A 21,001-nucleotide genomic window follows, 5' to 3' on the forward strand; every position below is an offset into this window, starting at 1 on the left:
TCGACACCGGAGCGGCAAAAAGCCACGATACCTCCGAAACCGATGATAACACTCACACCGCTGGCTGTCGTTGCTCCCGGCATGAGCGAGGAGACCCACGTCGTGACCGCGTTCCTCCGGAACGACGGCGAGGTGCTGTTGCTCCACCGGAGCGACGCGGTCGGAACCTACGGCGGGCGCTGGGGCGGCGTCTCCGGGTTCGTAGAGGACGCCGACGAGGAACGGCAGGCTCGGATCGAGATCGAGGAGGAGACCGGCATCGACGACGCCGACCTCTCGCTCGTCCGGAGTGGCGGCCCCGTTCGGACGCCGGACGACGACCTGGGGCGGACGTGGGTCGTCCATCCGTTCCTGTTCGACGTCGAGACGCGGGAGGTGGCCCTCAGCGAGGAACACGACGACTACGAGTGGTGCTCACCGACCGAGATACTCGACCTGCCAACCGTTCCGGACCTGTGGGTGACCTACGAGCGTGTCGCGCCGTCGGTCCGGAGCGTCACCGCCGACGGCGAACACGGCGCGTCGTACCTCTCCATTCGCGCACTGGAGGTGCTCCGCGACCGGGCGGCCCTGCTCGTCGCCGAGGACGCCCCCGACGACGAGGCGTGGGACGAACTGACCGACCTCGGCCGCCGCCTCCGCAACGCACGGCCGAGCATGGCCGTCCTGCGGAACCGGGTGAACCGCGTCCTCGCGAGCGCGTCACCCACGGCCGAGAGCGTCGAACGGCACGCCAGCGACGGCATCCACCGGGCCGCGACGACCGACACCGACGCCGCGGTGCGGGCCGGTGCACTCGTCAGCGACCGGACGGTGCTGACGCTGTCGCGGTCCGAGACGGTCCTCCGTGCGCTGACGGAGGCCGAACCCGAGGAGGTGTACGTCACGACGTCCGAGCCGGGTGGCGAAGGCGTCGACGTCGCCGAATCGCTGGTCGGTGACCTCCCCGTGACGCTCGTCCCCGACGCCGCGGTCGCGTACGCACTGGTCGTCGGCGAGGTCGACGCGGTGCTCGTCGGTGCCGACACCGTTCTCCCCGACGGCACCGTCGTCAACAAGGTCGGGACCCGCACGGCGGCCGTCGCCGCCGCACACGAGGAGGTCCCGTACTACGTCGTCGCCTCGACGGACAAGGTCCACACCGAGGAGTCGATCAACATGGAGACCGGGCGCCGGTCGGCGGTCTACGAGGGAGACGCACCGCTGTCGGTGCTGAACCCGGTGTTCGACGAGACGCCTGGACACCTCGTCGACGCCGTCGTCACCGAACGCGGTGAACTCGACCCCCGGGAGGTCCGTGAGGTGGCGGACGAACTGGCGGCGCTCTCGGAGTGGGATTGCTGACAGGCGACGCGTTCGGTCGTCCGGCACGACAGCGCGTCGCACACCCGCCTCGACTGTCGCGCCACTGCTCGTCAGGTGATGCCGGGTCTGGTCGCGGGTTCGTACTTGAACCCTCGCGTGGGGTCGTCTGAAGACACACGAACCGACCGAGTCTGGCCAGCAGGCACTCACTGGAGACGGAGCCTCCGAACCTGGACGCAGTGGAGAAAAGAGCGTTTATACGCCTCGAAGGACGACGAACAGGTGGTGGCTATGATGACGGTTACCCCCACTCAGCCCCTTGTGATGAAAAATTAACACTGAGCCACCATCCTTGCCATAGGGCACTTCGTTTCATCTCGGATTCTGGCTCTTCGAACCGGTTTGACGGGTCCCTGACCGACTTCGAATCCGGTGATAGGTGAGTCGACAACCGGAACATCGTGGAACAGATGGTTCTGTTGAATTCGGTGTCAGTGAGGCGGTTCAAGCTCCCCGGTGGCTACGGATCTACCTGGGAAGTCCGCCTCGGCTTCAGTCGGAGACGATTGCAGGTCGGAGCGCCGCCACTTCGTCCATGAGCGTCTCGCGGTCCGCCTCTGCGACCCCGTTCGTTGCGAGCGCCGTCGCGAGGTGGTCGGCGACGACGTCGAACTCCTCGTCGGTGATGTCCAGTCCGTCGTGGGCCGCTGCCATATCGCGGCCGTCGTAGTCGACGGGCCCGCCGGCCGCCGCGGCGACGAACTGCCGCTGGTGGGAGTGGAGGTCCTCCATGTCGGTCCCCTCGAAGTGGTGATTCACCCACTCGTCGGCCAGGACCCGGTCGTAGAAGTCGTCCACCACGGCTGCGACCGCCTCCTCGCCACCCAGTCGATCGTACAATGTCTCGGCTCCATCGTCAACGTCGTCGGACATGCGTCCCCGTCTTGTAGCCTGGTGTATATAAACTCCGTCCAGACATATCAGAAGTATATAGATTGAAGGTGGAGGGGTGGTCGATGACGGTAGATGGTCGGTTGCGGCCCGCCCCACTCGCAGCCACCGCCGTTCGCGTCTCGCGTCGACCGCGACCGACCACTGGTCGCTGCCCAAGTAGCCGCTCGATTCGGAAGGTCAATCACGTACCTGTCCGAATCGATGCGCCAGGTTCCGCGTTCCGTGGAGTGAGCGCCCACAAACAGTGACACACTGGCCCGGTGAGACGGCACCGATGCGTCCGGCCTGCTGCCATTCGCCGAAGCAGTGCCAACCGAGACCTGCTCGGAGGCCGATGCCGTGAGCGACAGAACACACTGTCACCGGTTGTGAGGTCCGCCGAGGGCACGAATCATGGCTTCGAGGAGGCCCACCCTGTACTGTACGACGTGCCGAACATGCACGTCAAGATGATATTCGGTTTAGGAATTTATTTCAGTGAGGTCTTCCCATCGAAGACAAAGAGGACACCGTTCTAAATGCATGGAATTGTGATGAAGTCCCTGAAGGATTTCGTCGTCGGGGAGTACGATGCGGCGACGTGGCGGGCCATCCAGGAAGAAGCGGGCCTCGACGGAAAGATCTACGTTCCGGTGTCGGAGTACGATGACGAGGAAGCGATCGCACTCGTGGGGGCGGCGTCGGAACTCTCCGGAGAAGACGAGGCGGATTTACTGTACGCCTTCGGGCGGTACATCGTAGAACCGCTCGTGCAGACGTACGGCGTACACGTCGATCGTGAGTGGTCGGGGCTCGATCTTCTTGCGAACGTCGAGACGTATATCCACGAGGCACTCCGCGCGAAGGACCTGTCTGAGTTCACGCCGCCCGCGCTCCAGGCAAAACGCATCGACGGTCGAACCGTCGTCATCAGATACGGGTCTGACCGCGAACTGTGTAAGCTGGCGGAGGGCATCATCGATGGCGTCGGCGAGCACTACGGCGAGTCCTACGACATCGCACACGGTACGTGCCAGCACGTCGGCGACCCACATTGTGACCTCGTCGTCCGACGTACTACGCTCGAATCCGCCGTGAGCTGAGTCCCCGGGCGAATTGTCGGAGACTTCAGCGTCCGAACCCGGGAACTGCGACAGCTAGTTACAGATGGACTCGCCGAACGGTCGAAGTGCGTCGAGCGGGGCGTGAAACCAGGACGAGCCCCAGTTCCAGATGGACCCCCGTGGAACTGAAGCAGTAGCTTTCAGTCAAATTTGGATTCGCGAATCCCGGCTACGATAGCTCGTTCTGTGGATTCGAGGGACTACTACGGAGAATAGCAGAAACTGTCTTGCTCCCACTCGCCCCTCGTGATGAGAGTTCAACGACTGAGCCACCGTCCTTCCGACCGTCCGTAGTCGCGACCCCGTACACCTCTCACCGGGCGGTACGAGGCCGTTTCGGCGCACCGTCGTTCGACAAGTACGGCACTGACCCGGCGACTGCGTTCCTCTACTGACGGGGTCGGGAACACCGTCACGTGCTATGTTGGTGAACTGTCACGACGGTTGGTGACCACGTCGATTCCGTTGGCGTCCGAACGCTAACGGGGTGGTATACAGACGGTGTCGAGATACCGTAATTTACTATTCCCACTCATTTACCCGTAGACTTAATACTAACATGTGCTTTGACGAAATCACTTCCCATCGCTGCTATGATTAACACAGAAAACAGACGACTGCTCTCGCTGTACGCGCGGTACGTCAGCGAACCGGAATCGAGGAAGGACGTGTACGGCTACTGGTTGTTCGTGATCGGCTGCACCGTCTCTTTCATCGGGGTAGCCATCTACCAGGTCGGACCGACCGACCCAGCGGCCGAGAATGTACTCCTGGTCCGAGAGATATCGGCGACGCTCGCCGGCATCGGCCTCCCGGTCGGCCTGCTCGGCATCGTGCTCATGCTGCCGGTCAAGCGAATCGCGATGTTCACGGGCATACTGGGCGCGCTCGTCTCGCTGGCCGGCGTCGCCGCGTTCACGGAGGTCTACCCGTCTTACTGGGTCGTCACCGAGCCGGACTACAGTTCGACCGTCATCACCGTGTACACGGCCGGGGTCGCGATAGTCACGCTCGTCGCAGCGCTCGTTCCAGTGATCACAGGCGAGCAAAGTTTCTACTTCGGCCTCGACCGCACCCGGAGCCAGGAGTATCCAGACGTGATGGTGGGCAAAGAGAACCACGGCGCGTCGGTCGCCGTCTACCGTGGGGAGGAAGACTGGACCTGGCGGCTCATCGAACAGGACGCACTCGCCACCGACGTGGATAGTTACACCTCCCGGCTCGAAACCGAGGAACGAGTCGAACACGTCCAGGAGCGCATCGCCCAGGCTGGTCTCATGGAGATCAACCACGCCGCGTTCCGGCTCACCGAATCCGTGGACGGCTGGTGGAGCTGGATCCTCATGCGGGAGAACGGCAGCGTCGTCGCCAACAGCAACGACGGGTTCCCGACGCGTGACGAGGCGGCCGAGTCGGTCAGCATCCTCAAGGAGTTCGGTCCGGACGCGCCGATCGTCACCATCGAGGGCGCGGCCTACGACTGTTACGAGGACAAAGGTGACTGGTACTGGCGGCTCATCGACGAGGACCGGAACGTCCTCGCGAGCGGCCCCAACGCCTACGGGGACCGCCCGTCTGCAGTGGAGAACGTCGACTCCGTACGCGTCCGCGCCGGAGATGCCGAGGTTCTGACCGTCGAACGGTTCGGCGTCGAACTCTTCGACGAATCCGGCGACTGGCAGTGGCGGCTGCTCGACACGGAACTCGACGTCGTCGCCACCGGTTCGTCCGACTACGACTCCCGGCGCTCGGCCGAGTCGTCGGCGTACGACATCCTCGAGGGTGTCGCCGGCGCGCCCATCGTCGACTCGAGCGAACCCGCCTACGAGGTGTCGCCCACGGACGACGACATGTGGCGCTGGGAACTGGTCGACGAGGACGGGACCGCCCTCGCTCGCAGCAAGGACGACGTCGAGTCGGCCGCCGATGCATCCGACAGCGCCCAGAACGTCAAGACCGCCGCGCCGAACGCGCCCCTCGTCCACCTCGAGTCGGGCGCCTTCGAGTACTACCGCGTCGACGGTCGCTGGCGCTGGCGACTCGTCTCGGGCGACCGTGAGCCGATCGCAGAGAGCACGGGGTCGTTCGCTTCCCGCGACGAAGCAGCCAAGGCGGTCGAAACGACCAAGGAACAGGCGCTCGCGGCCGAACTCATCGACTTCGAGAACTCCGCCTTCCAGCTCTACGAGACCAACGGCGAGTGGCGCTGGCGGCTCATCGACGAGGACGGCAACGTGATGGCCGACAGCGGGGAGGAACACGGCACCAGGGACGCTGCGGCGGAGTCGATGCTGACGCTCAAGGAGAACGCTCCCGACGCCGACCTCCTGGAGATCGAGACGTCGGCGTTCGAGCTGTTCCACGACGACCAGGACCGCTGGAACTGGCGGCTCGTCAACGAAGGCGGCGAGACCATCGGTGAGGGTCCCAGCATGAAGTCCTCCCGCGACGAGGCGAAAGCAGCGATGGACGAACTGCTCGAACACTGCAAGGGAACGGAGTCCCGGGAGATGCCCGTTCCGGTCTTCGAGGTCTTCACCGAGGGCGACGGCTGGCGGTGGCGGCTCGTCAACCCCGACGGGTCCGTCGCTGCCGAAGGGACCCGGGAGTTCGCGACGCGCAACGAGGCCGAGACGGCCATCGAGTCCCGTATCCGGGACGCCGCCGGCACGTCGCCGGTCCACGAGGTCGACTCGCTCGCCGTGCGACTCGTCCCGTCGGCCGGCAACGAGTGGCGGTGGGAACTCATCGACGCCGAGGGCGGTGTGGTGGCCGAGAGCGCCAGGACCGCCGAGCGCGCAACTGCCGAGGCGACCATCCAGGCACTCGGCGAGCACGCGACCGATGCACCTGTCTTCGAGTTCCATAGCCCGAGCTACGTCCTGACCGAGGAGTCCGACGGCTGGCACTGGACGCTCGTCGACGTCGACCGGAAGACGCTCGCGGACGGCGAGGAGGTGGCCGAGACGAAGGAGGCCGCCCAGTCGGCCGTCGAGACCGCACGCCGGCACCTCCCGAACGCGGACGTGCTCGACGACGAAGATGCCGTCTTCGAGATTACCCAGTCCGAGGGCTCGTGGAGCTGGCGGTTCCTCAACGCCGACGAGGAGATCATCGCGGGTGGCACGGAGCAGTACGACACCCGTACCGAGGTCGAGGACGCCATCGACACCCTGACCGACGAGACGGCGGACGCGTCCATCCTGGAGATCGATTCGGCAGCCTTCGAACTCCACAAGGACGACGACGGCTGGCGATGGCGGCTCATCGACGAGAACGGCAGGACGCTCGTACAGAGCCTGGCCACGTATTCGAGCCACCAGGACGCCCGCGAGGCGACTGGGCTCGTCAAGGAGTTCGGTAGCGACGCCGTGGTCCAGGTCGCCGAGTAACGGAACGGCAGTTCTCTTTTCTGCGTTGCGTGGCCGATTTCGGCGCTCTCTTCGTGACTACCCGGAGGTATGCACCGGGCGGGTCACGTGCTCGCCGTCGAGTGGAACGCACCCGCTGGGTGCTGGACCGGGACGCACGTCAGTCACGACCCAGTTCTCGCCGGGGCCCCTCCCGACGGCTCACGGGGCATCTGGGTCCGGAGAATCGAGACGGCTTCGTGTATCAGCGACGGACGCCGGTGGAACGTCTCGCCGGCCAGCGGTCGTCGAAGACGGAGCAGTGCGCAGTGCGTTCGGACGACGGCCACGCAGGTAAGTTCACGTGGCGACTGGCGACTGGTGCCCGATGAAGGGGGTCCCACGCCTGCCAGCCTGGATTCCCTGAGAACGGTCGCTCGTCACGTCCCGAACGGACGGCACCTGGAGGCCGTCAGCGCTCGGCCCCGCAGTGCGGGCAGAACCCGACGCGGTCCGACGTGTCGATGGTGCCGCCACAGTTCGGACACGTATCGCCGGCGTCGTCGCCGTCGAAGCTGCCGGTGAATATCTGGGTATTACTGAAGGGTTCGTCGGTATCCTCATCGCGTGCGCGCGATGAGTCACCGTCGCCAGAGTCGTCCATCGAGGCGCCTCTCCGGTCGGGCCTCCGTTTCGGCCCCGCGCCGGGCGAGGGACTCGTCGGAATCCACGGCTCGGACGAATCGCTCGAACTCTTCGACCTGAACGGCAGCGACGGGAGTCCGCCGAACGAGGGGCGGCGCAGGAGCCCTCGTGCCCTGGCAGAAACGACCCGTACGCGACGACGCACCGTCTCTCGCGCGTAGTACGCCCGTCGAAGGCCGAACACCAGCGTGACTGTCAGCGGTGCGACGACGAGGAGCGGGCGGTCGAGCGCGATTCCGGCCGTCGATACCGCGGTGACGGTCTCCTGTACGACTTCGTGAGTGCCGGTGTGGCCGGGGACCGAGAGGACCCCCAGCGGGGCGACCGTGTCGCCGATGAAGAGTGCCTCGGCTCCGATGGCAGGAATCGCGACCACGCTGCCGACGGCCATGCTGACCCGCCTGTCCACGGAGAGCAAACCTTCGACGGCGAGCGTCCGGTAGGCGAGTGCGTGGACCCAGAGCGCCGTGAGCGCGAAGGGCCACCACGGGAGCGAGACCGTCCCCGTCGTCAGCAGGCCGTAGACGGCTGGTACGAGACCGAGTACGGGTACCAGCACCGCGACCTCTGGCCGGAAGGTCCCCCACGATTCGAACGCACGCCAGTACAGGACGACGACGAGCGCGCCCAACGACAGGAGCGCGACGAGGGTGGCGAGTACGACCGCCCACTCCACGAAGTCGTTCCAGACGGTGACGACGGGGAACGAGACGCCGAACAGGAAGTGGGAGACGCCACTCCCCACCAGGACGAGCGCGCCGACGAACCGGACCAGATGTAGCGCGACCGCTCCGGCGAATAGTACGACAGCCGTGGCGACGATGGACGCGGGGAGCGCGACCAGTTCGGCCACGGGAAGCAGGACGTGTCGGAACCGCCTGTCAGAGTAATCCATAGGGTTTCAGTGTGCAGTGGTATCCTGATGGACAGGTGGGTACTTAAAAAATCGGGACGGTACGTATTTGACGATTGTCATGATTGGTGTGGAGCTATCGAACCGTTCGACCAGTTCGGCGGGACGCCGGACGGTTCGACCTAGCGAACCACGATTCGTTTCGTGCAAACACACGTACTCATCATATAATGATGGGTTGCAGATAAGTCAGTTAGAGCATTGATGCCACCAAGTTTTTCTATGATGACCGAGAAACAAGCCTGAACCTCATGGCAGTCCAGGATGAACTCGAGTGCGTTTCGTGTGAGAACACGTTCGACCCAGGGCCGACCGGTGGCTTCTGTCCCGATTGTGATACTCCCCACCCGGATTTCGAGATGTCCGCCGTCGACGACGGCGCATCCGAGAGTGGTGAATCAGAGAGTGACGCCGACGAACAGTCGGTGGAGAGCGACGCGGAACCGTCCGAAGACCCGGGGGAAGCGGACGAGTCGACCGACGAGGAGTGCTCGTCCTGCGGGTCCACGGTCGATCCGGACGCGGCGTTCTGTGCGAACTGCGGGGCGGAACTCGGAGCCGAGGACGAACCCGAATCGAGCGACGAGGACGAACTCACGGAGTGTCCCAACTGCTCGAACAGCGTCGGGGACGAGGCGTTCTGCGCCAATTGCGGCACGGACCTCGACGCGATTCGGGCGGGCGACGATGCCGACGCCGGGTCGGACGACGAAGCGGACGCAGACGACACGCCGGATTCGGTCACGCTGGTAATCGACGGCGAGTCCTACTCGCTCGGCGACGGCGAGACCTTCGGCCGGCAGGACGAGGCCTGGCTGGACGACCTGGTGTCGGCCAGCGGCGGACGAGACGAGGCGTCCTACATCTCGGGTGAACACCTCGAGTTCGAAATCGGCGACGACGGCGTCTTCGTGACCGACCTCAGCACGAACGGCACCAGCCACAACGGCGACGACCTGGACGGTGGGCGGACGGAACTCGAAGACGGCGACACGCTCGAACTGGCCGACAGAGCGACGGTCGACGTAGAGCTGTAATCTGGATTACGCAATCGTCGTCGGCGAACGGGCCATCCACTGCAGTCGGCTGGTCGAGTCGACACTTTGAAACGTAATTTTCTTGAATTTTTGGCAGGTACCCAAAAAAGTTATCCCATTCTCTTGTGACCTTACGTCCGTCACCGTCATGACGACTAATATCGAAGCAACGATCAACCGGCCATACCTCCCCGAGCGGGGTGGTGGGATTTCGTGTGAGCTCAGCGTCGACCCGGGCCCCCAGGAGCAGGTCGCCGATCGGCACATCTCAATCTGTGTGGACACGAGCGGCTCGATGGACTTCCAGGGGAAACTCGACCAGGTCCGCGACTCCATCTTTCTGGTATTCGGTCTCCTTGGCGAGGACGATTACCTGAGCATCGTCTCCTTCGACAACGAGATCGACGTGATAATGGACGCCAAGAGATGGGGCGACGTCGACCGCGAAATGGCAGAACGGTTGCTGGAGGAACTCGAGGCCCGTGGCGGCACCGACCTCTACTCCGGTGTCGAGGAGGCACGGGACACGCTGAAGGGACTCGGTGGAGAGGACGAAGAGGTCACCAAACGTATCCTGCTGCTATCCGACGGTCGCGACACCGAGCGGGACGTGTCGGAGTTCAACGAACTGGCCAGGAGCGTCGCCGAAGAGGGCATCTCCATCTACTCCGCCGGTATCGGAACCTACTACGACAAGGAGGTCATCCGACTGCTCGGCGAGGATACCCAGGGGCAGTGGACCCACGTCAATCGCCCGACCGACATCCGTTCGTTCTTCGGCGACGTGGTCCAGGCGGCCTCGTCGGTCGTCGCGAACAGCCCACAGCTGGTCATCGACCCCGCCCCCGGCACCGAGATCGCGGAGGTCTACCGCCGGAGCCCGCAGGTCCAGGAGGTCACCCCGGAGTACGAAGACGGCGACATCATCATCGGGTTGCCGGACCTCCAGGAGGACCAGCAGCAGACGGTGGTGCTGAAGATGGACGCCCCCGGACGGGACGTCGGAAGCGAGCACGCGCTGGCGACCGTCGGTCTCGAGGCCGGCTCACGGTCGGCGTCGACGGAGGTGTCCGTCGAGTACACCGACGACCCGGACAAACTCGCCCAGCAGGACGAGAACGTCTTCCTCGCCCACAGGGACACCGCCATCCGCTCCAGCATCGCCCAGGCGGACTCCGAGGACGACCTGGAGGACGTCGAATCCCTGATCGACGAGACCGAGGTCATCACCGGCGAGACCCAGATCATCGACACGCTCCGGGACGACGTGACTCGGATCGAAAGCGGCGACGAGGAGCAGGTTCGAGAGGTCCAGGAGCAGACGACCGTCGTCTACGAAGGGAACCAGTTCGAATGAGGAACGTGAACAGTACTCTCGACCGACTACGCCAGGGGTAACCCGGAGGGACTACTATCACACACACTACGTCAGGACCGACAGAGGGTGTGCTCGTCGCTGGTCGCTACAGACTCAAGGAGGAGGTCGGCCGCGGGGGGTTCGGCGTCGTCTGGAGCGCCCGGGACACGGAGCGCAATATGGACGTCGCGCTGAAGTACCCCAACTACGACGGCCGGGCCGACGACGACCTCGTGGACAAGTACTTCAGACGGGAGTTCGACGTCCTCGAGGACATCCAGAAAGCCGGTGGCCACCCGAACATAATGAGCTTCCACCGGAAAGTGAGCGAGTTCGGGATGGACTTCCTCGTCCTCGAACTGATCGAGGCCGAGGAGATCGGCGAGGTGGTCAGGAACGAGGACCCCATCACCGACCCCGAGGAGGTGCGCCGTATCGGCATCGGTATCTGTGACGCGCTCTCGTTCCTCCACGACCACGACATCATCTACCGAGACCTCAAACCCGACAACATCATGGTCGGGCGGGACAGGACCCCCAAGATAATCGACTTCACGACCGCCAGGGGGTACGTCTCGGAGAAGGAGGACCAGACGTTCACGACCTCGCATCCGGCGGACGGCTCGTCCGGGTCGCGGCGGGACTCGACGGTTCCCGGCGCGTTCAACCCACCGGAACTGAACAGTGGTGCGACCCAGCGACAGGGACCCTGGAGCGACGTGTACTCGGTCGGCAAACTGTTGTGCTTCCTGATGGTCGGATGGGTCCCCGACGACGACGGCGTCTCGCCGAGCGACTTCGGCGTCGATACGGAACCGTACCTCAACGAGATAATCGAGACGGCGACGCAGCACGAGCGCACGAGTCGCTACCCGAACGCGTCTGTGCTCGAGACGGCACTGGAAGAGCGCGACCCGACGATGCCGGTTCAGGCGGCGCTCGAGTGGCTCGGCCGCGACGAGACGTGGACGATCAGTCCCGGGGATACCATCGGCAGGCACGTCCCGGACGGCCCACGGCCGTCGATCGTCCTCGACGACAGTCGCCACCGGGCACTCTCGGCGGCCCACTGTCGATTCGACATCGACACGCAGGGCAACTGGACGGTGACCGACACCAGCCTGAACGGCACGTACATCAGCAAACGCGAAGAGCGAGAATGGCACCTCTTGCTCTCACCCGCCGGACGACGACGCCAGGAGCGAGAAGGCGAGACGATACCCGGCGAACCCGAAACTGGAATGCTACTCGAGGACGGCGACACCATCGCGCTGGTCAGCCCAGAGTATCCCGAGCGATTCTACTTCCAGTTCAGAAACGAGGCCAACTGAGCGACCATGGAACATGCGAGCACGATAGACGTAGGCGCGCGCAAGAGGCGCAAGAACGGAATCAACGAGGACAGCATCGCGATGGCTCTCTTCGAGAACCATCACCGCCAGTCGACACATCCCATGGGCGTATTCGCGCTCTGCGATGGCGTCGGTGGCGAAGCGAGCGGCGACGTCGCGTCCTACCTGGCTGCGAGTACGATTCGGAATCGTCTCGTGGACGCGATACTCGGTTCTGGAGCCAACAGGCCCGAACGGTTCGGCATCGAGGGCGGTGAGGGTCAGGCACCCTCGATAGCGTCCGACCCGGACGGGGGCGTTTCGGACGACTGGATACGTGCCAGGATACAGGAGGCGATCGACGCCGCCCACCAGCGCATCCAGGAGTACGCCGACGAGATCGACGGCCGACCGGCGACGACCGCCGTCGCCGGCGTCTACCTCGACGGCCGACTCCACTACGGCTGGGCCGGTGACAGTCGCGTCTACGTCATCAACACGAAACACGACCAGATAGACCAGCTCACCCGGGACCACGCCGTGACGAACGAGTTGCTGGACCGCGGCGAGATCGAGGACGACGTGTTCGCCCGTGTGCACGAAGACACGACGGCGATCACGAACGCGCTCGGCGGGTCGGCCTACGGGAACCCGACGGTCGACGTCGACTTCGGGTGGGTCGACCTCTACGAAGACGACATCGTGCTCTTCACGAGCGACGGTCTGGTCGACGCATACCCCGACATCGGTCCACTCAGGCGGAAGTATCGACAGGCGAGCGACAAGGACGAAGCCCGCAAGGAGTTACTGGACGTCCTCGTCACCGACGACGAGATACGGGACGCCGTGCTCGAAGCGGACGCGTTGCGAGACGGCGTCGAGACTCTCATCGACCTAGCCAACGACCGTGGTGGCAAGGACAACCTCTCGATATCGCTGCTCCGGGACCGGCGGGCGGAACCGACCCCGAACTCGCTCACCGACCGTGGCAACGCCGTCGAATCGGTGTCGACCAGTACCCGGTCGAAGGGTTCGTCACAACTCGCCGACAAGGAGACGGTCATCGAGAAAGAGGAGGACCAGGATGGCGGCTCCGGGTCGGCGTCGGGCGACGGCGAACCGACCGCGACCATCGCTATCGGAGGTTCGGAGAACGTCTACGAGGTCGCGCCCGACTTCACCATCGGCCGTGGGGAGGTCGAGGGGTCGGACAACCCCGACGTCGGCATCGTCGTCTCCGAGGACGCGAACATCGAATCCCACCACGCCCGGTTCGAACACGACGACAGTGGCTGGCTCATCCGCGACATCAGCGCGTCCGGCACCTTCGTCAAAGACGGTGACGAATGGCAGTACTTCCTCTCGCCGGACGGAATCGAGAAGAGCCAGGAACGCGGATTCGACCCCGAGGCGGACCCGGAGGGACTCCCGGACGATTCCTGCAGGCTCGGCGATGGCTCGGAGATCACCCTCCACCACCCACAGGACCAGCGGGCGATCACGATAGACTTCTTCTCCTCGGCAGACGCTGCTGCAGACGCACTGGACCTGTAGCGGAGGACGTATTCTTCCGGTGGTCGTGAAGAACCTCCTGGCGTCGTAGTCGGTACCGTCTGCACTGGGCGCTCCCGGATACCTCGACGTGTACGAGAACTTCGTCCCGAGCCACGCCTCCGAGACGCCCCGGAGCGTTCACCAGCCGAGCGACTGTCGCCGTTCTTCGGCGAGGGCGGTGAACGCGGCGGTCCACTCGGGCGCCTTCGGGTGCGTCTCGACGGCCTCGGGCCTGAGCCAGTGCGTCGCGGCGACCTCCTCGGGGTCGGCGACGGTCGGTTCGCCCCCGTCGTGGCGGGCGAGGAACACGACGTTCAGACACTCCGTACCGTCGTCGGCGACGAACGCGTTGCTCTGGACGTAGTGGAGGTCGGTGACGGACACGTCGACCTCCTCGCGGACCTCGCGGTGGACGGTCCCCTCCAGCGCACCGGTGTCGTGGCCGGCCCCGTCGACGGTTCCGCCGACGAGGCCGAGCAGGCCGGCAGCGTGGTCCTCCTCGGGCGCTCGTTCGACGAGCAGGTACTCGCCGTCGCGGTAGATCGCCGCCTCCGCGTTGACGGTGTATCTCGTCCGGTCGGTCATCGTATACCCGATGCCCGCTGTCGGTATTTAGTGCCGTCGGCCGTCGCGACTCAGAAGAACTGGAAGAGGTCGTCCCGGTGCTGGTCGTGCAGGACGTTCCGCATCGACTCGTTCAGCGCGTCTATCTGGCCCTTCTTCGCCGTTATCGGGGCGATGGTGTCCTGCCACTGTTGCCACGGCGGGTAGAGGCCGAGCCGGTCACAGAGTTCGTCCAGGCGCTGGTCCCGGTCGTCGACCTTGTCCATCTTGTTGACGGCGACGACCGTCGGGACGCCGAGGTCCTGCAGGAAGTGGAACATCTCCACGTCGTAGGGAATCTCGTCCTCGTCGGAGTGACGGTCGATGATGTCGACGGCGCTCTTGCCGTCCACGACGAGGACGGCCGCGAGGAAGGAGTCGGCGTGGGTCTCCAGGTACGCCACGATGCCGTCCTTGATGGCTTCGCGTCGCTCCGTCGGGACGCCGGACATGAAGCCGAAACCGGGCAGGTCCGTGACGACGAAGTCGGCGGCGGCCCAGTCGAAGTGGTTGGGTTCGCGGGTCACACCGGGCTTGCCGCCGGTCTCGAAGGTGTGCCCGGTGATCTCGCGCATGAGCGTCGACTTGCCGACGTTGGACCGCCCGACGAAGACGACCTCGCTCTCGCGGTTCGGACGGGTGTCGAACATGGACGGCCGTAGCCGGGCGACGGGGAAAAGGGTGTCTGGTCGGTCGCGTCGCCCGACAGAGTGATGTCGGACGCGGAACACGATTCGGCCACGTCGTCGGTCGTCGACTCGATGTTCGCACTCGCGTTCGGCGTCCTCGACGCGCTCGTGTTCGTCGTCGCGTTCGGCGTCATCGGCGTTCTCACCGTGTTACGTCGTCCCGTTGTCGGTCCGGGCCTTACTCGCACTGACCGTGGTCGGGGCGGTCGTCGGCGTCCCGGTGACGGCCTACAGCGCGTCCCGGTTCCGGCGTGACGGACAGGCGTTCCCGTCGATGCGGGTGCTCTGGCGGGGCTGGAGGCGGTGGATTCCCTGGTTGGTGTAACCGGTCCGGCGTCGAGGGTTCGACCCCGTGTCTTTTTTTGCGCGTTCCGCCTCGAAAGAGACGTGCGACTCGTAGAGGTCATGATTCCGGCGGGGAAGCGACAGACCGTCCTCGACGCGCTCGACGACCTGGACGTCGAGTACGCGCTCACCGACGAGGTGAGCCACAAGGAGTACACCGCCATCGTCTCGTTTCCACTCCCGACGGAGGCCGTCGAACCGGTGCTGGAGCGACTCCGAGAGGCCGGCATCGAACGTGAGTCCTACACCGTCATCCTGGACGCCGAGACGGTCGTCTCGCGCAAGTTCGAACATCTCAGGGAGGAGTACGAGGACGAGACGGTCGCCGAGCGCATCTCCCGCGAGGAGCTGCAGACGAGGGCCGAGGAGATGGCCCCGGACCTGTCTGCCTACCTGCTGTTGACCGTCATCAGCGTCGTCATCGCGACGGCCGGCGTGTTGCTCGACTCGGCCGCCGTCGTCGTCGGGTCGATGGTCATCGCCCCGCTCATCGGTCCGGCGATGTCGACCAGCGTCGGCACCGTCCTCGACGAGGGCGACCTGTTCAGACGTGGGGCCCGCCTGCAACTCCTCGGCATCGGCGTCGGCATCCTCGCCGCCGCCGTGTTCACGGCCACTCTCAAGGGGGCACACCTCATCCCGCCGATGGACGTGACCACCATCGGGCAGGTCCAGGAGCGACTGCGGCCGGACGTCCTCTCGCTCGTGGTCGCACTGGGGGCTGGTATCGCGGGTGCGACGTCGCTCCGGACGGGCGTCTCGGAATCGCTGGTCGGCGTCATGATCGCCGTCGCGCTGGTTCCACCGATGGCCGTCATCGGCATCGGTATCGCCTACTGGCAACCGTTCATGGTCCTGGGGTCGACCGTCCTCGTCCTCGTCAACGTCCTCTCTATCAACCTCGCGGCGACGGCGACGCTGTGGTACGCCGGCTATCGCCCCGACAACTGGTTCCGCAGTGGCGAGGCCCGGTCGGCGACCATCAAGCGGGCCAGTATCCTCGTGACGGCCATCCTCGTCCTCTCCGTCTTCCTCGGCGGGGTCACCTACATGACCTACACCACCGCGGTCATCGAGGACCAGATGACGGCAGAGATCGAAGACACCCTCACGGAGTACCCGGGGGCGTCGCTCGTCGGCGTGGAGTTCGTCCACACGCAGGACCTCTTCCAACGCATCTCCGACCCCGACCCCGAACGCGTCGTCGTCACGGTGGCGAAACCGTCGGACCAGCAGTACCCCGGTCTCTCAGAGCGACTCCGCGAACGTATCGACGGCGAGCGGGGGACGGTCGTCGAGGTGCGGTTCGTCGACTACGAGACGGCCGGCGACGAGACCACGACGAACGCGACGGCCGGACGGGAGGTGAGACGCGGCGGGTTGGACCGGTTCGCGTCGGTCGCCGGACCGACGGCGACGGTCAGTTCGACTCCTCGAACGGGAGTCTGACCTCGTAGCCGATGGCCTCGACGGCGGCGTCCAGGACGCCGTCGACGTTCTCGTCCTCGGTGACGCTCATGTACTCGTCCGCCGCCACGTCCCGGGACCGGTCGACCTTGTTGCAGACGGTGAGCAGGGGGACGTCCGAGAACTCTTCGGCGACGGCGTCCCGGAGTTCGAGCTGGGCCGACAGCGGGTAGCCACAGTCCCCGCTGGCGTCGACCACGAACAGGACGCAGTCCGCGAGGTGGGTCAGCGCCGAGACGGCCTGCTGTTCGATGTCGTTTCGGTCCTCGGCCGGCCGGTCGAGCAGGCCGGGCGTGTCGACGACCTGGTAGCGGACGTGGTCGCGCTCGAAGTGGCCCACACCGATTCCCTTCGTCGTGAACGGGTAGGAGGCGGTCTCGCCTCGCGCCCGGGTGACGGCGTTGACGAACGACGACTTGCCGACGTTGGGGTAGCCAGCGACGACGATGGCCGGTTCGTCGGCGTGTATCTCGGGCAGGTTCTTCAGGTCGTCCCGGGCTTCGCCGACGAGCAGGAGGTCGTCCTCTATCTCCTCGACGACGTCGGCCAGTCGGGCGAACGCCTGCTTGCGGAGTTTGCGGGCGGTGTCGACGTCGTTGCGCCGCATCCGGCCCTCGTACTCCTCTCGAATCTCGGCGGTCTTGCGGGACGCCCAGCTGATCTCGCTGAGTGCCTTGCGGAGTTCGTCGACGTCCACGATGGCGTCGGCGAGTTCGTAGTAGAACGGGTCGACCGTCTCGAAGTCGGGCCACGCGGTGACTACGTTCTCCAGGTTGTCCGAGAGGATGTTCGACGCCGTCTGTAGCATCGACGTCTGCGCCTCGTGGCCGGATTTGGCCCTGCCGGACCGCGCCGCCCGCGAGAACGCCTTGTCGATGAGCTCCTCCGACCGTGGCGTCGTCGGAAGGTTCTCGAAAATCATGGCTATTCCTAGTTTTCCGGGACGTATAAGCCGTTCCTTGTTCGACGGCTGTAGAGGCACGAGCGAGTGTACTCGTACAGTCTCGGCTGTCTCACCGGCGACGTGCCAGTTCGTCGCGCAGGTCGGCGACGTCCATGTCCTTCATCGCCAGCAGGACCAGCAGGTGGTAGACGATGTCGGCGCTCTCGTGGGCCAGTTCGTCGAGGTCGTCGTCCTTCGCGGCCAGGATGAGTTCGGTCGCCTCCTCGCCGAGCTTCTCCAGTACCGCGTTCTCACCCTTCTCGTGGGTGAACAGGCTGGCGGTGTAGGAGTCCTCGGGGAGCGTCTCCTTGCGGTCCTCGATGACCGCGAACAGGTCGTCGAGGACGTCGTCCGTCGCCCCGGTCATGCGAACTCGGCCACCTCGCGGATGTCGTCCAGCACCGCGAACTCATCGGCCGGCCGGCGGCCGTCCTCGTAGACCGCCTCGTCCACCTCGACGGGTGCGTTCGTCCGCGCCGCGAGCGCCAGCGAGTCCGACGGTCGTGCGTCGACGACGACGTCGTCCCGCGGCGTGGCGACGTGCAGGTCGGCGATGTAGGTGCCGTCCTCGACCGAACTGACGACGACGCGGGTGATCCGTCCACCCAGTTCCTCGACGACGTCGAGCAGGAGGTCGTGCGTGAGCGGTCGACCGATGTCCTCGGCGTCCAGTCCACGCGCGATAGAGATGGCCTCGTCGAAGCCGATGAAGATGGGCAACACGTCGTCGTCGTCGCCGTTCTCGACCGCCAGAACGACGACCGGGACCGGCCCGTCGCGGGTCCCGGCGACGCGCACGGCGTCGATGGTAGCGTCCATGGCCGGACGGACGAGTGCGAGAAAGAAAAGCCTGCGCCTCACCGGGTCAGCGGTTCGGCACCCTCGGCCGACCGGTCGGCGAAGAACGCGAGCCGGTGGATGCGAACGTCCGGCGTCAGTTCGGGGTGGAACGACGTGCCGACGACCGCCCCGTCCCGCACCGCGACCGGGCGGCCGTCCCACTCGGCCAGCACCTCGACGTCGGGACCGACCTCGTCGATGGCCGGTGCGCGGATGAACACGGCGGGGAACGGTTCGTCAAGTCCCTCGACGTCCAGCGGTGCCTCGAAGCTGTCTCTCTGGCGGCCGAAGGCGTTGCGGTCGACGCTCACGTCGACCAGTCCGAGCGTCTCGACCCGGTCGTCCTTGGCGTCGCGGGAGGCGACGATGAGGCCGGCACAGGTCGCCAGCATCGGTTTCCCGGCCTCGACGTGGGCGACGACCTCGGCTGCGATGCCCTCCTCGTGGAGGAGTCGCGAGATGGTCGTCGACTCGCCACCGGGGAGCAAGAGCAGGTCGCACTCGGGGACGATGCCAGAATCGCGTATCTCGCGGACGACGACGTCCTCGCCGTGGGCGCTGGCGGCCCGACGGATCGCGTCGGCGTGCTCGGAGACGTCGCCCTGGACGGCGACGACGCCAGCAGTCAGTGTCATACCGGAGTGTAGCCACCCACGATTCAAAAGTCTCGCTAAAACGCTCGCTCGCGGTCGGACTCGGCCTCAGAGGGCGACGCGCATGACCATCACGAGCGCGCCGAAGAAGACCCCGAACGCGACGACCGTCTTGGGGTCGATGTGGATTGCGTTGCGGTCTTCGGCGTCGAAGTAGCGGACGAGTCCGGCACTGGACATCAGCCCGCCGGAGTTCTCTCCCTTGCTCATACGTGGTCCTCCTGACCGAGACCGTCTAAAGCTTTCGACCCGTCCCCGACGGCGACCTCCCGACGCCCGGGTTCCCGGCCTGACGGCCGAAACGCGGCGCTGGCGCACCTGTCTTCCCCGAACCGCGGTCGTGTGTCCGGCGCGTCGAACCAAACCCTTATGCGCGCAGCGTCGGAACTTCCGCATCGATTATGGCTGTCACGCTCAAGGACTTCTACGCCGACTGGTGTGGGCCCTGCAAGACGCAGGACCCCATCCTCGACGAACTCGAGGAGGACTGGGATGGACGCTTCGAGGTAGAGAAGGTGAACGTCGACGAGGAACAGGACGTCGCCAACGAGTACCAGGTCCGCTCGCTTCCGACGCTCATCATCGAGAACGACGACGGCGTCGTCGAACGCTTCGTCGGGGTCACCCAGCGCGAGGACATCGAAGACGCACTCGAGAAGGCCGGCGCGTAAGCGCGGTGAGAGTGGCGCGGCCCGGGGTGGTCCGCCGGGCACGCCAGATACGTTCCCTTCGTCCGAGACCCGAACCCGGCTAGTGGAACGTGACGCCGACGTCGTGCATCCCGTCGTTGTAGCGGGCGACGTTGATGACCAGCGGCGTCACGCTCTCGACCTCGGGTGCGTTCGCCAGCGGGCCGGCGTCGAGCGGTCGAAGCCCCTCGATGTCGGCGGCGAGTCGCGTGACGATGTCCTTCGCGTCGTCGTCGTCGCCGACGACGAGCGTGTCGAGGTCGAGTTCGGCGTCGAGGTTGGCCAGTCGACCGGCAGAGAGGTTGTGGAACGCGCCGACGACGGACACGTCGTCCGGGGCGGCCGTGGCCGCGATGGCGGTGACGCTCCCCGCGCTGGGGGGGTGGTAGTGCATCCCGTCTTCGTCGCCTTTCATGCCGACCGCCGGCGAGACGAGGATGGTCTCGTCGTCGAGTCTGTCCGCGACGGACTCGACAGTGTCGCCGACGTGGTACGGCGGCACCGCGAGCACGACCACGTCGGCCCTGTCGGCCGCCATCTCGTTCGCGAACCCCTTGACCGTGCAGTCGACGCCACGGCTGTCGAGTTCGGTCTCGTACTCCTCGGCCGCGGTCCGCGCCCGCTCGGCGTCGCGAGAGCCGACGAGTACCTCGTGATTCGTGTCGTACGCCCAGCGGAGCGCGAGCCCCTGGCCGATGTCGCCCGTGCCACCGAGCAGTGCGATTCGCATACGGGCACCGTCGTCCCGGACGGTGAATAATGGTTCGGAGTCGGCAGGCCGGTCCGGCGTCAGGCGAACAGGCCGTGGACCCGGTCGAACACGCCGTAGTAGACGACCGCCACGGCGACGAGGGCCGAGGCCGTCACGAGGAGGGCCTGCTGGAGCGTCGACAGCACCGGGTTCGGGACCAGCAGCCCTCCCAGGACGAGTCCACCGAGGAACGTGACGACGAACGTCCAGCAGTCCGAGACGGTGGCGTCGAGGACGCGGTAGCCGTCGTGGGCGAACCAGGAGCCGAGAAGTACGGCGACGACCAGTCCCGGCGCGGCCCACCGCAGTTGCGTCATCGGGTCCGGCGGCGCGAACCAGGCGACGAGGACGAAGCCGAGGACGACCGGGGGCCAGACGGACTGCTGGACGGAGGGTGACTCGGACATGCGAC

21 protein-coding genes are annotated in these 21,001 nt (G+C 65.6%); 10 read left to right on the top strand and 11 right to left on the bottom strand.

The window, feature by feature from the left end:
- The first annotated feature begins 81 nt into the window (after positions 1-81).
- Positions 82-1,344, top strand: coding sequence for an eIF2B alpha/beta/delta subunit family protein (locus tag ACSC1W_RS01055; RefSeq protein ID WP_435344629.1), 1,263 nt, complete (start codon positions 82-84; stop codon positions 1,342-1,344).
- Between the two features lie 513 nt (positions 1,345-1,857).
- On the opposite strand, the gene ACSC1W_RS01060 is transcribed toward ACSC1W_RS01055, so the two are convergent.
- On the bottom strand, positions 1,858-2,238 hold the full coding sequence (locus ACSC1W_RS01060) for a group I truncated hemoglobin (protein WP_435344631.1): 381 nt from the start codon (positions 2,236-2,238) through the stop codon (positions 1,858-1,860).
- 554 nt (positions 2,239-2,792) lie between these two features.
- On the opposite strand from ACSC1W_RS01060, the gene ACSC1W_RS01065 reads away from it, so the two are divergent.
- Positions 2,793-3,341, top strand: a complete 549-nt coding sequence (locus ACSC1W_RS01065; protein WP_435344632.1) for a heme NO-binding domain-containing protein — start codon at positions 2,793-2,795, stop codon at positions 3,339-3,341.
- A 614-nt stretch (positions 3,342-3,955) separates the two neighbouring features.
- The gene (locus ACSC1W_RS01070) at positions 3,956-6,754 is read left to right on the top strand and encodes a DUF1508 domain-containing protein (RefSeq protein WP_435344633.1); all 2,799 of its coding nucleotides are present in this window, start codon (positions 3,956-3,958) and stop codon (positions 6,752-6,754) included.
- Between the two features lie 430 nt (positions 6,755-7,184).
- Here the strand turns inward: ACSC1W_RS01070 and ACSC1W_RS01075 are convergent, their stop codons facing one another.
- Positions 7,185-8,312 (bottom strand): zinc ribbon domain-containing protein, encoded by a 1,128-nt coding sequence (locus tag ACSC1W_RS01075; protein WP_435344635.1) that lies wholly within the window; start codon positions 8,310-8,312, stop codon positions 7,185-7,187.
- Between the two features lie 269 nt (positions 8,313-8,581).
- Between ACSC1W_RS01075 and ACSC1W_RS01080 the strand changes: the two genes are divergently transcribed.
- The 4 genes from ACSC1W_RS01080 (at position 8,582) to ACSC1W_RS01095 (ending at position 13,609) form a co-directional block, all read left to right on the top strand.
- Entirely contained in the window at positions 8,582-9,367 is a 786-nt protein-coding gene (locus ACSC1W_RS01080) for a double zinc ribbon and FHA domain-containing protein (protein ID WP_435344636.1), read from the top strand.
- 277 nt (positions 9,368-9,644) lie between these two features.
- On the top strand, positions 9,645-10,724 hold the full coding sequence (locus ACSC1W_RS01085) for a vWA domain-containing protein (RefSeq protein WP_435344638.1): 1,080 nt from the start codon (positions 9,645-9,647) through the stop codon (positions 10,722-10,724).
- An 89-nt stretch (positions 10,725-10,813) separates the two neighbouring features.
- The gene (locus tag ACSC1W_RS01090; protein WP_435344640.1) at positions 10,814-12,055 is read left to right on the top strand and encodes a protein kinase domain-containing protein; all 1,242 of its coding nucleotides are present in this window, start codon (positions 10,814-10,816) and stop codon (positions 12,053-12,055) included.
- 6 nt (positions 12,056-12,061) lie between these two features.
- Positions 12,062-13,609, top strand: coding sequence for an FHA domain-containing protein (locus ACSC1W_RS01095; RefSeq protein ID WP_435344642.1), 1,548 nt, complete (start codon positions 12,062-12,064; stop codon positions 13,607-13,609).
- Between the two features lie 138 nt (positions 13,610-13,747).
- Here the strand turns inward: ACSC1W_RS01095 and ACSC1W_RS01100 are convergent, their stop codons facing one another.
- Together ACSC1W_RS01100 and engB are read right to left on the bottom strand one after the other, a co-directional pair.
- Entirely contained in the window at positions 13,748-14,194 is a 447-nt protein-coding gene (locus ACSC1W_RS01100) for an NUDIX domain-containing protein (RefSeq protein ID WP_435344644.1), read from the bottom strand.
- Between the two features lie 50 nt (positions 14,195-14,244).
- Positions 14,245-14,862 (bottom strand): GTP-binding protein EngB, encoded by a 618-nt coding sequence (gene engB, locus ACSC1W_RS01105; RefSeq protein ID WP_435344646.1) that lies wholly within the window; start codon positions 14,860-14,862, stop codon positions 14,245-14,247.
- A gap of 63 nt (positions 14,863-14,925) precedes the next feature.
- Between engB and ACSC1W_RS01110 the strand changes: the two genes are divergently transcribed.
- Both ACSC1W_RS01110 and ACSC1W_RS01115 read left to right on the top strand, forming a co-directional pair.
- The gene (locus ACSC1W_RS01110) at positions 14,926-15,156 is read left to right on the top strand and encodes a hypothetical protein (RefSeq protein ID WP_435344647.1); all 231 of its coding nucleotides are present in this window, start codon (positions 14,926-14,928) and stop codon (positions 15,154-15,156) included.
- A gap of 132 nt (positions 15,157-15,288) precedes the next feature.
- Positions 15,289-16,695 (top strand): TIGR00341 family protein, encoded by a 1,407-nt coding sequence (locus ACSC1W_RS01115; protein ID WP_435344649.1) that lies wholly within the window; start codon positions 15,289-15,291, stop codon positions 16,693-16,695.
- Here the strand turns inward: ACSC1W_RS01115 and ACSC1W_RS01120 are convergent.
- From ACSC1W_RS01120 to ACSC1W_RS01140, 5 genes are all read right to left on the bottom strand, one after another.
- Positions 16,667-17,635: an NOG1 family protein gene (locus tag ACSC1W_RS01120; protein WP_435344651.1), complete on the bottom strand. Its 969-nt coding sequence runs from the start codon at positions 17,633-17,635 to the stop codon at positions 16,667-16,669. The genes ACSC1W_RS01115 and ACSC1W_RS01120 overlap by 29 nt on opposite strands.
- A gap of 91 nt (positions 17,636-17,726) precedes the next feature.
- Positions 17,727-18,023 (bottom strand): phosphoribosyl-ATP diphosphatase, encoded by a 297-nt coding sequence (hisE, locus tag ACSC1W_RS01125; protein ID WP_435344653.1) that lies wholly within the window; start codon positions 18,021-18,023, stop codon positions 17,727-17,729.
- Positions 18,020-18,475, bottom strand: coding sequence for a bifunctional nuclease family protein (locus tag ACSC1W_RS01130; RefSeq protein ID WP_435344655.1), 456 nt, complete (start codon positions 18,473-18,475; stop codon positions 18,020-18,022). Before ACSC1W_RS01130 ends, hisE begins: the two co-directional genes overlap by 4 nt.
- 38 nt (positions 18,476-18,513) lie before the next feature.
- Positions 18,514-19,131: a pyridoxal 5'-phosphate synthase glutaminase subunit PdxT gene (pdxT, locus tag ACSC1W_RS01135; RefSeq protein WP_435344657.1), complete on the bottom strand. Its 618-nt coding sequence runs from the start codon at positions 19,129-19,131 to the stop codon at positions 18,514-18,516.
- A gap of 66 nt (positions 19,132-19,197) precedes the next feature.
- Positions 19,198-19,359, bottom strand: coding sequence for a preprotein translocase subunit Sec61beta (locus ACSC1W_RS01140; protein WP_435344659.1), 162 nt, complete (start codon positions 19,357-19,359; stop codon positions 19,198-19,200).
- 191 nt (positions 19,360-19,550) lie between these two features.
- Between ACSC1W_RS01140 and ACSC1W_RS01145 the strand changes: the two genes are divergently transcribed.
- Positions 19,551-19,820, top strand: coding sequence for a thioredoxin family protein (locus ACSC1W_RS01145; RefSeq protein ID WP_435344661.1), 270 nt, complete (start codon positions 19,551-19,553; stop codon positions 19,818-19,820).
- 79 nt (positions 19,821-19,899) lie between these two features.
- On the opposite strand, the gene npdG is transcribed toward ACSC1W_RS01145, so the two are convergent.
- Together npdG and ACSC1W_RS01155 are read right to left on the bottom strand one after the other, a co-directional pair.
- Positions 19,900-20,568 (bottom strand): NADPH-dependent F420 reductase, encoded by a 669-nt coding sequence (gene npdG, locus ACSC1W_RS01150; RefSeq protein WP_435344663.1) that lies wholly within the window; start codon positions 20,566-20,568, stop codon positions 19,900-19,902.
- 59 nt (positions 20,569-20,627) lie between these two features.
- Entirely contained in the window at positions 20,628-20,996 is a 369-nt protein-coding gene (locus ACSC1W_RS01155; protein ID WP_435344665.1) for a DUF7534 family protein, read from the bottom strand.
- Positions 20,997-21,001: the final 5 nt, after the last annotated feature.

The organism is Haloarchaeobius marinus, assembly GCF_051207415.1.
In the GTDB taxonomy this organism is placed as follows: domain Archaea; phylum Halobacteriota; class Halobacteria; order Halobacteriales; family Natrialbaceae; genus Haloarchaeobius.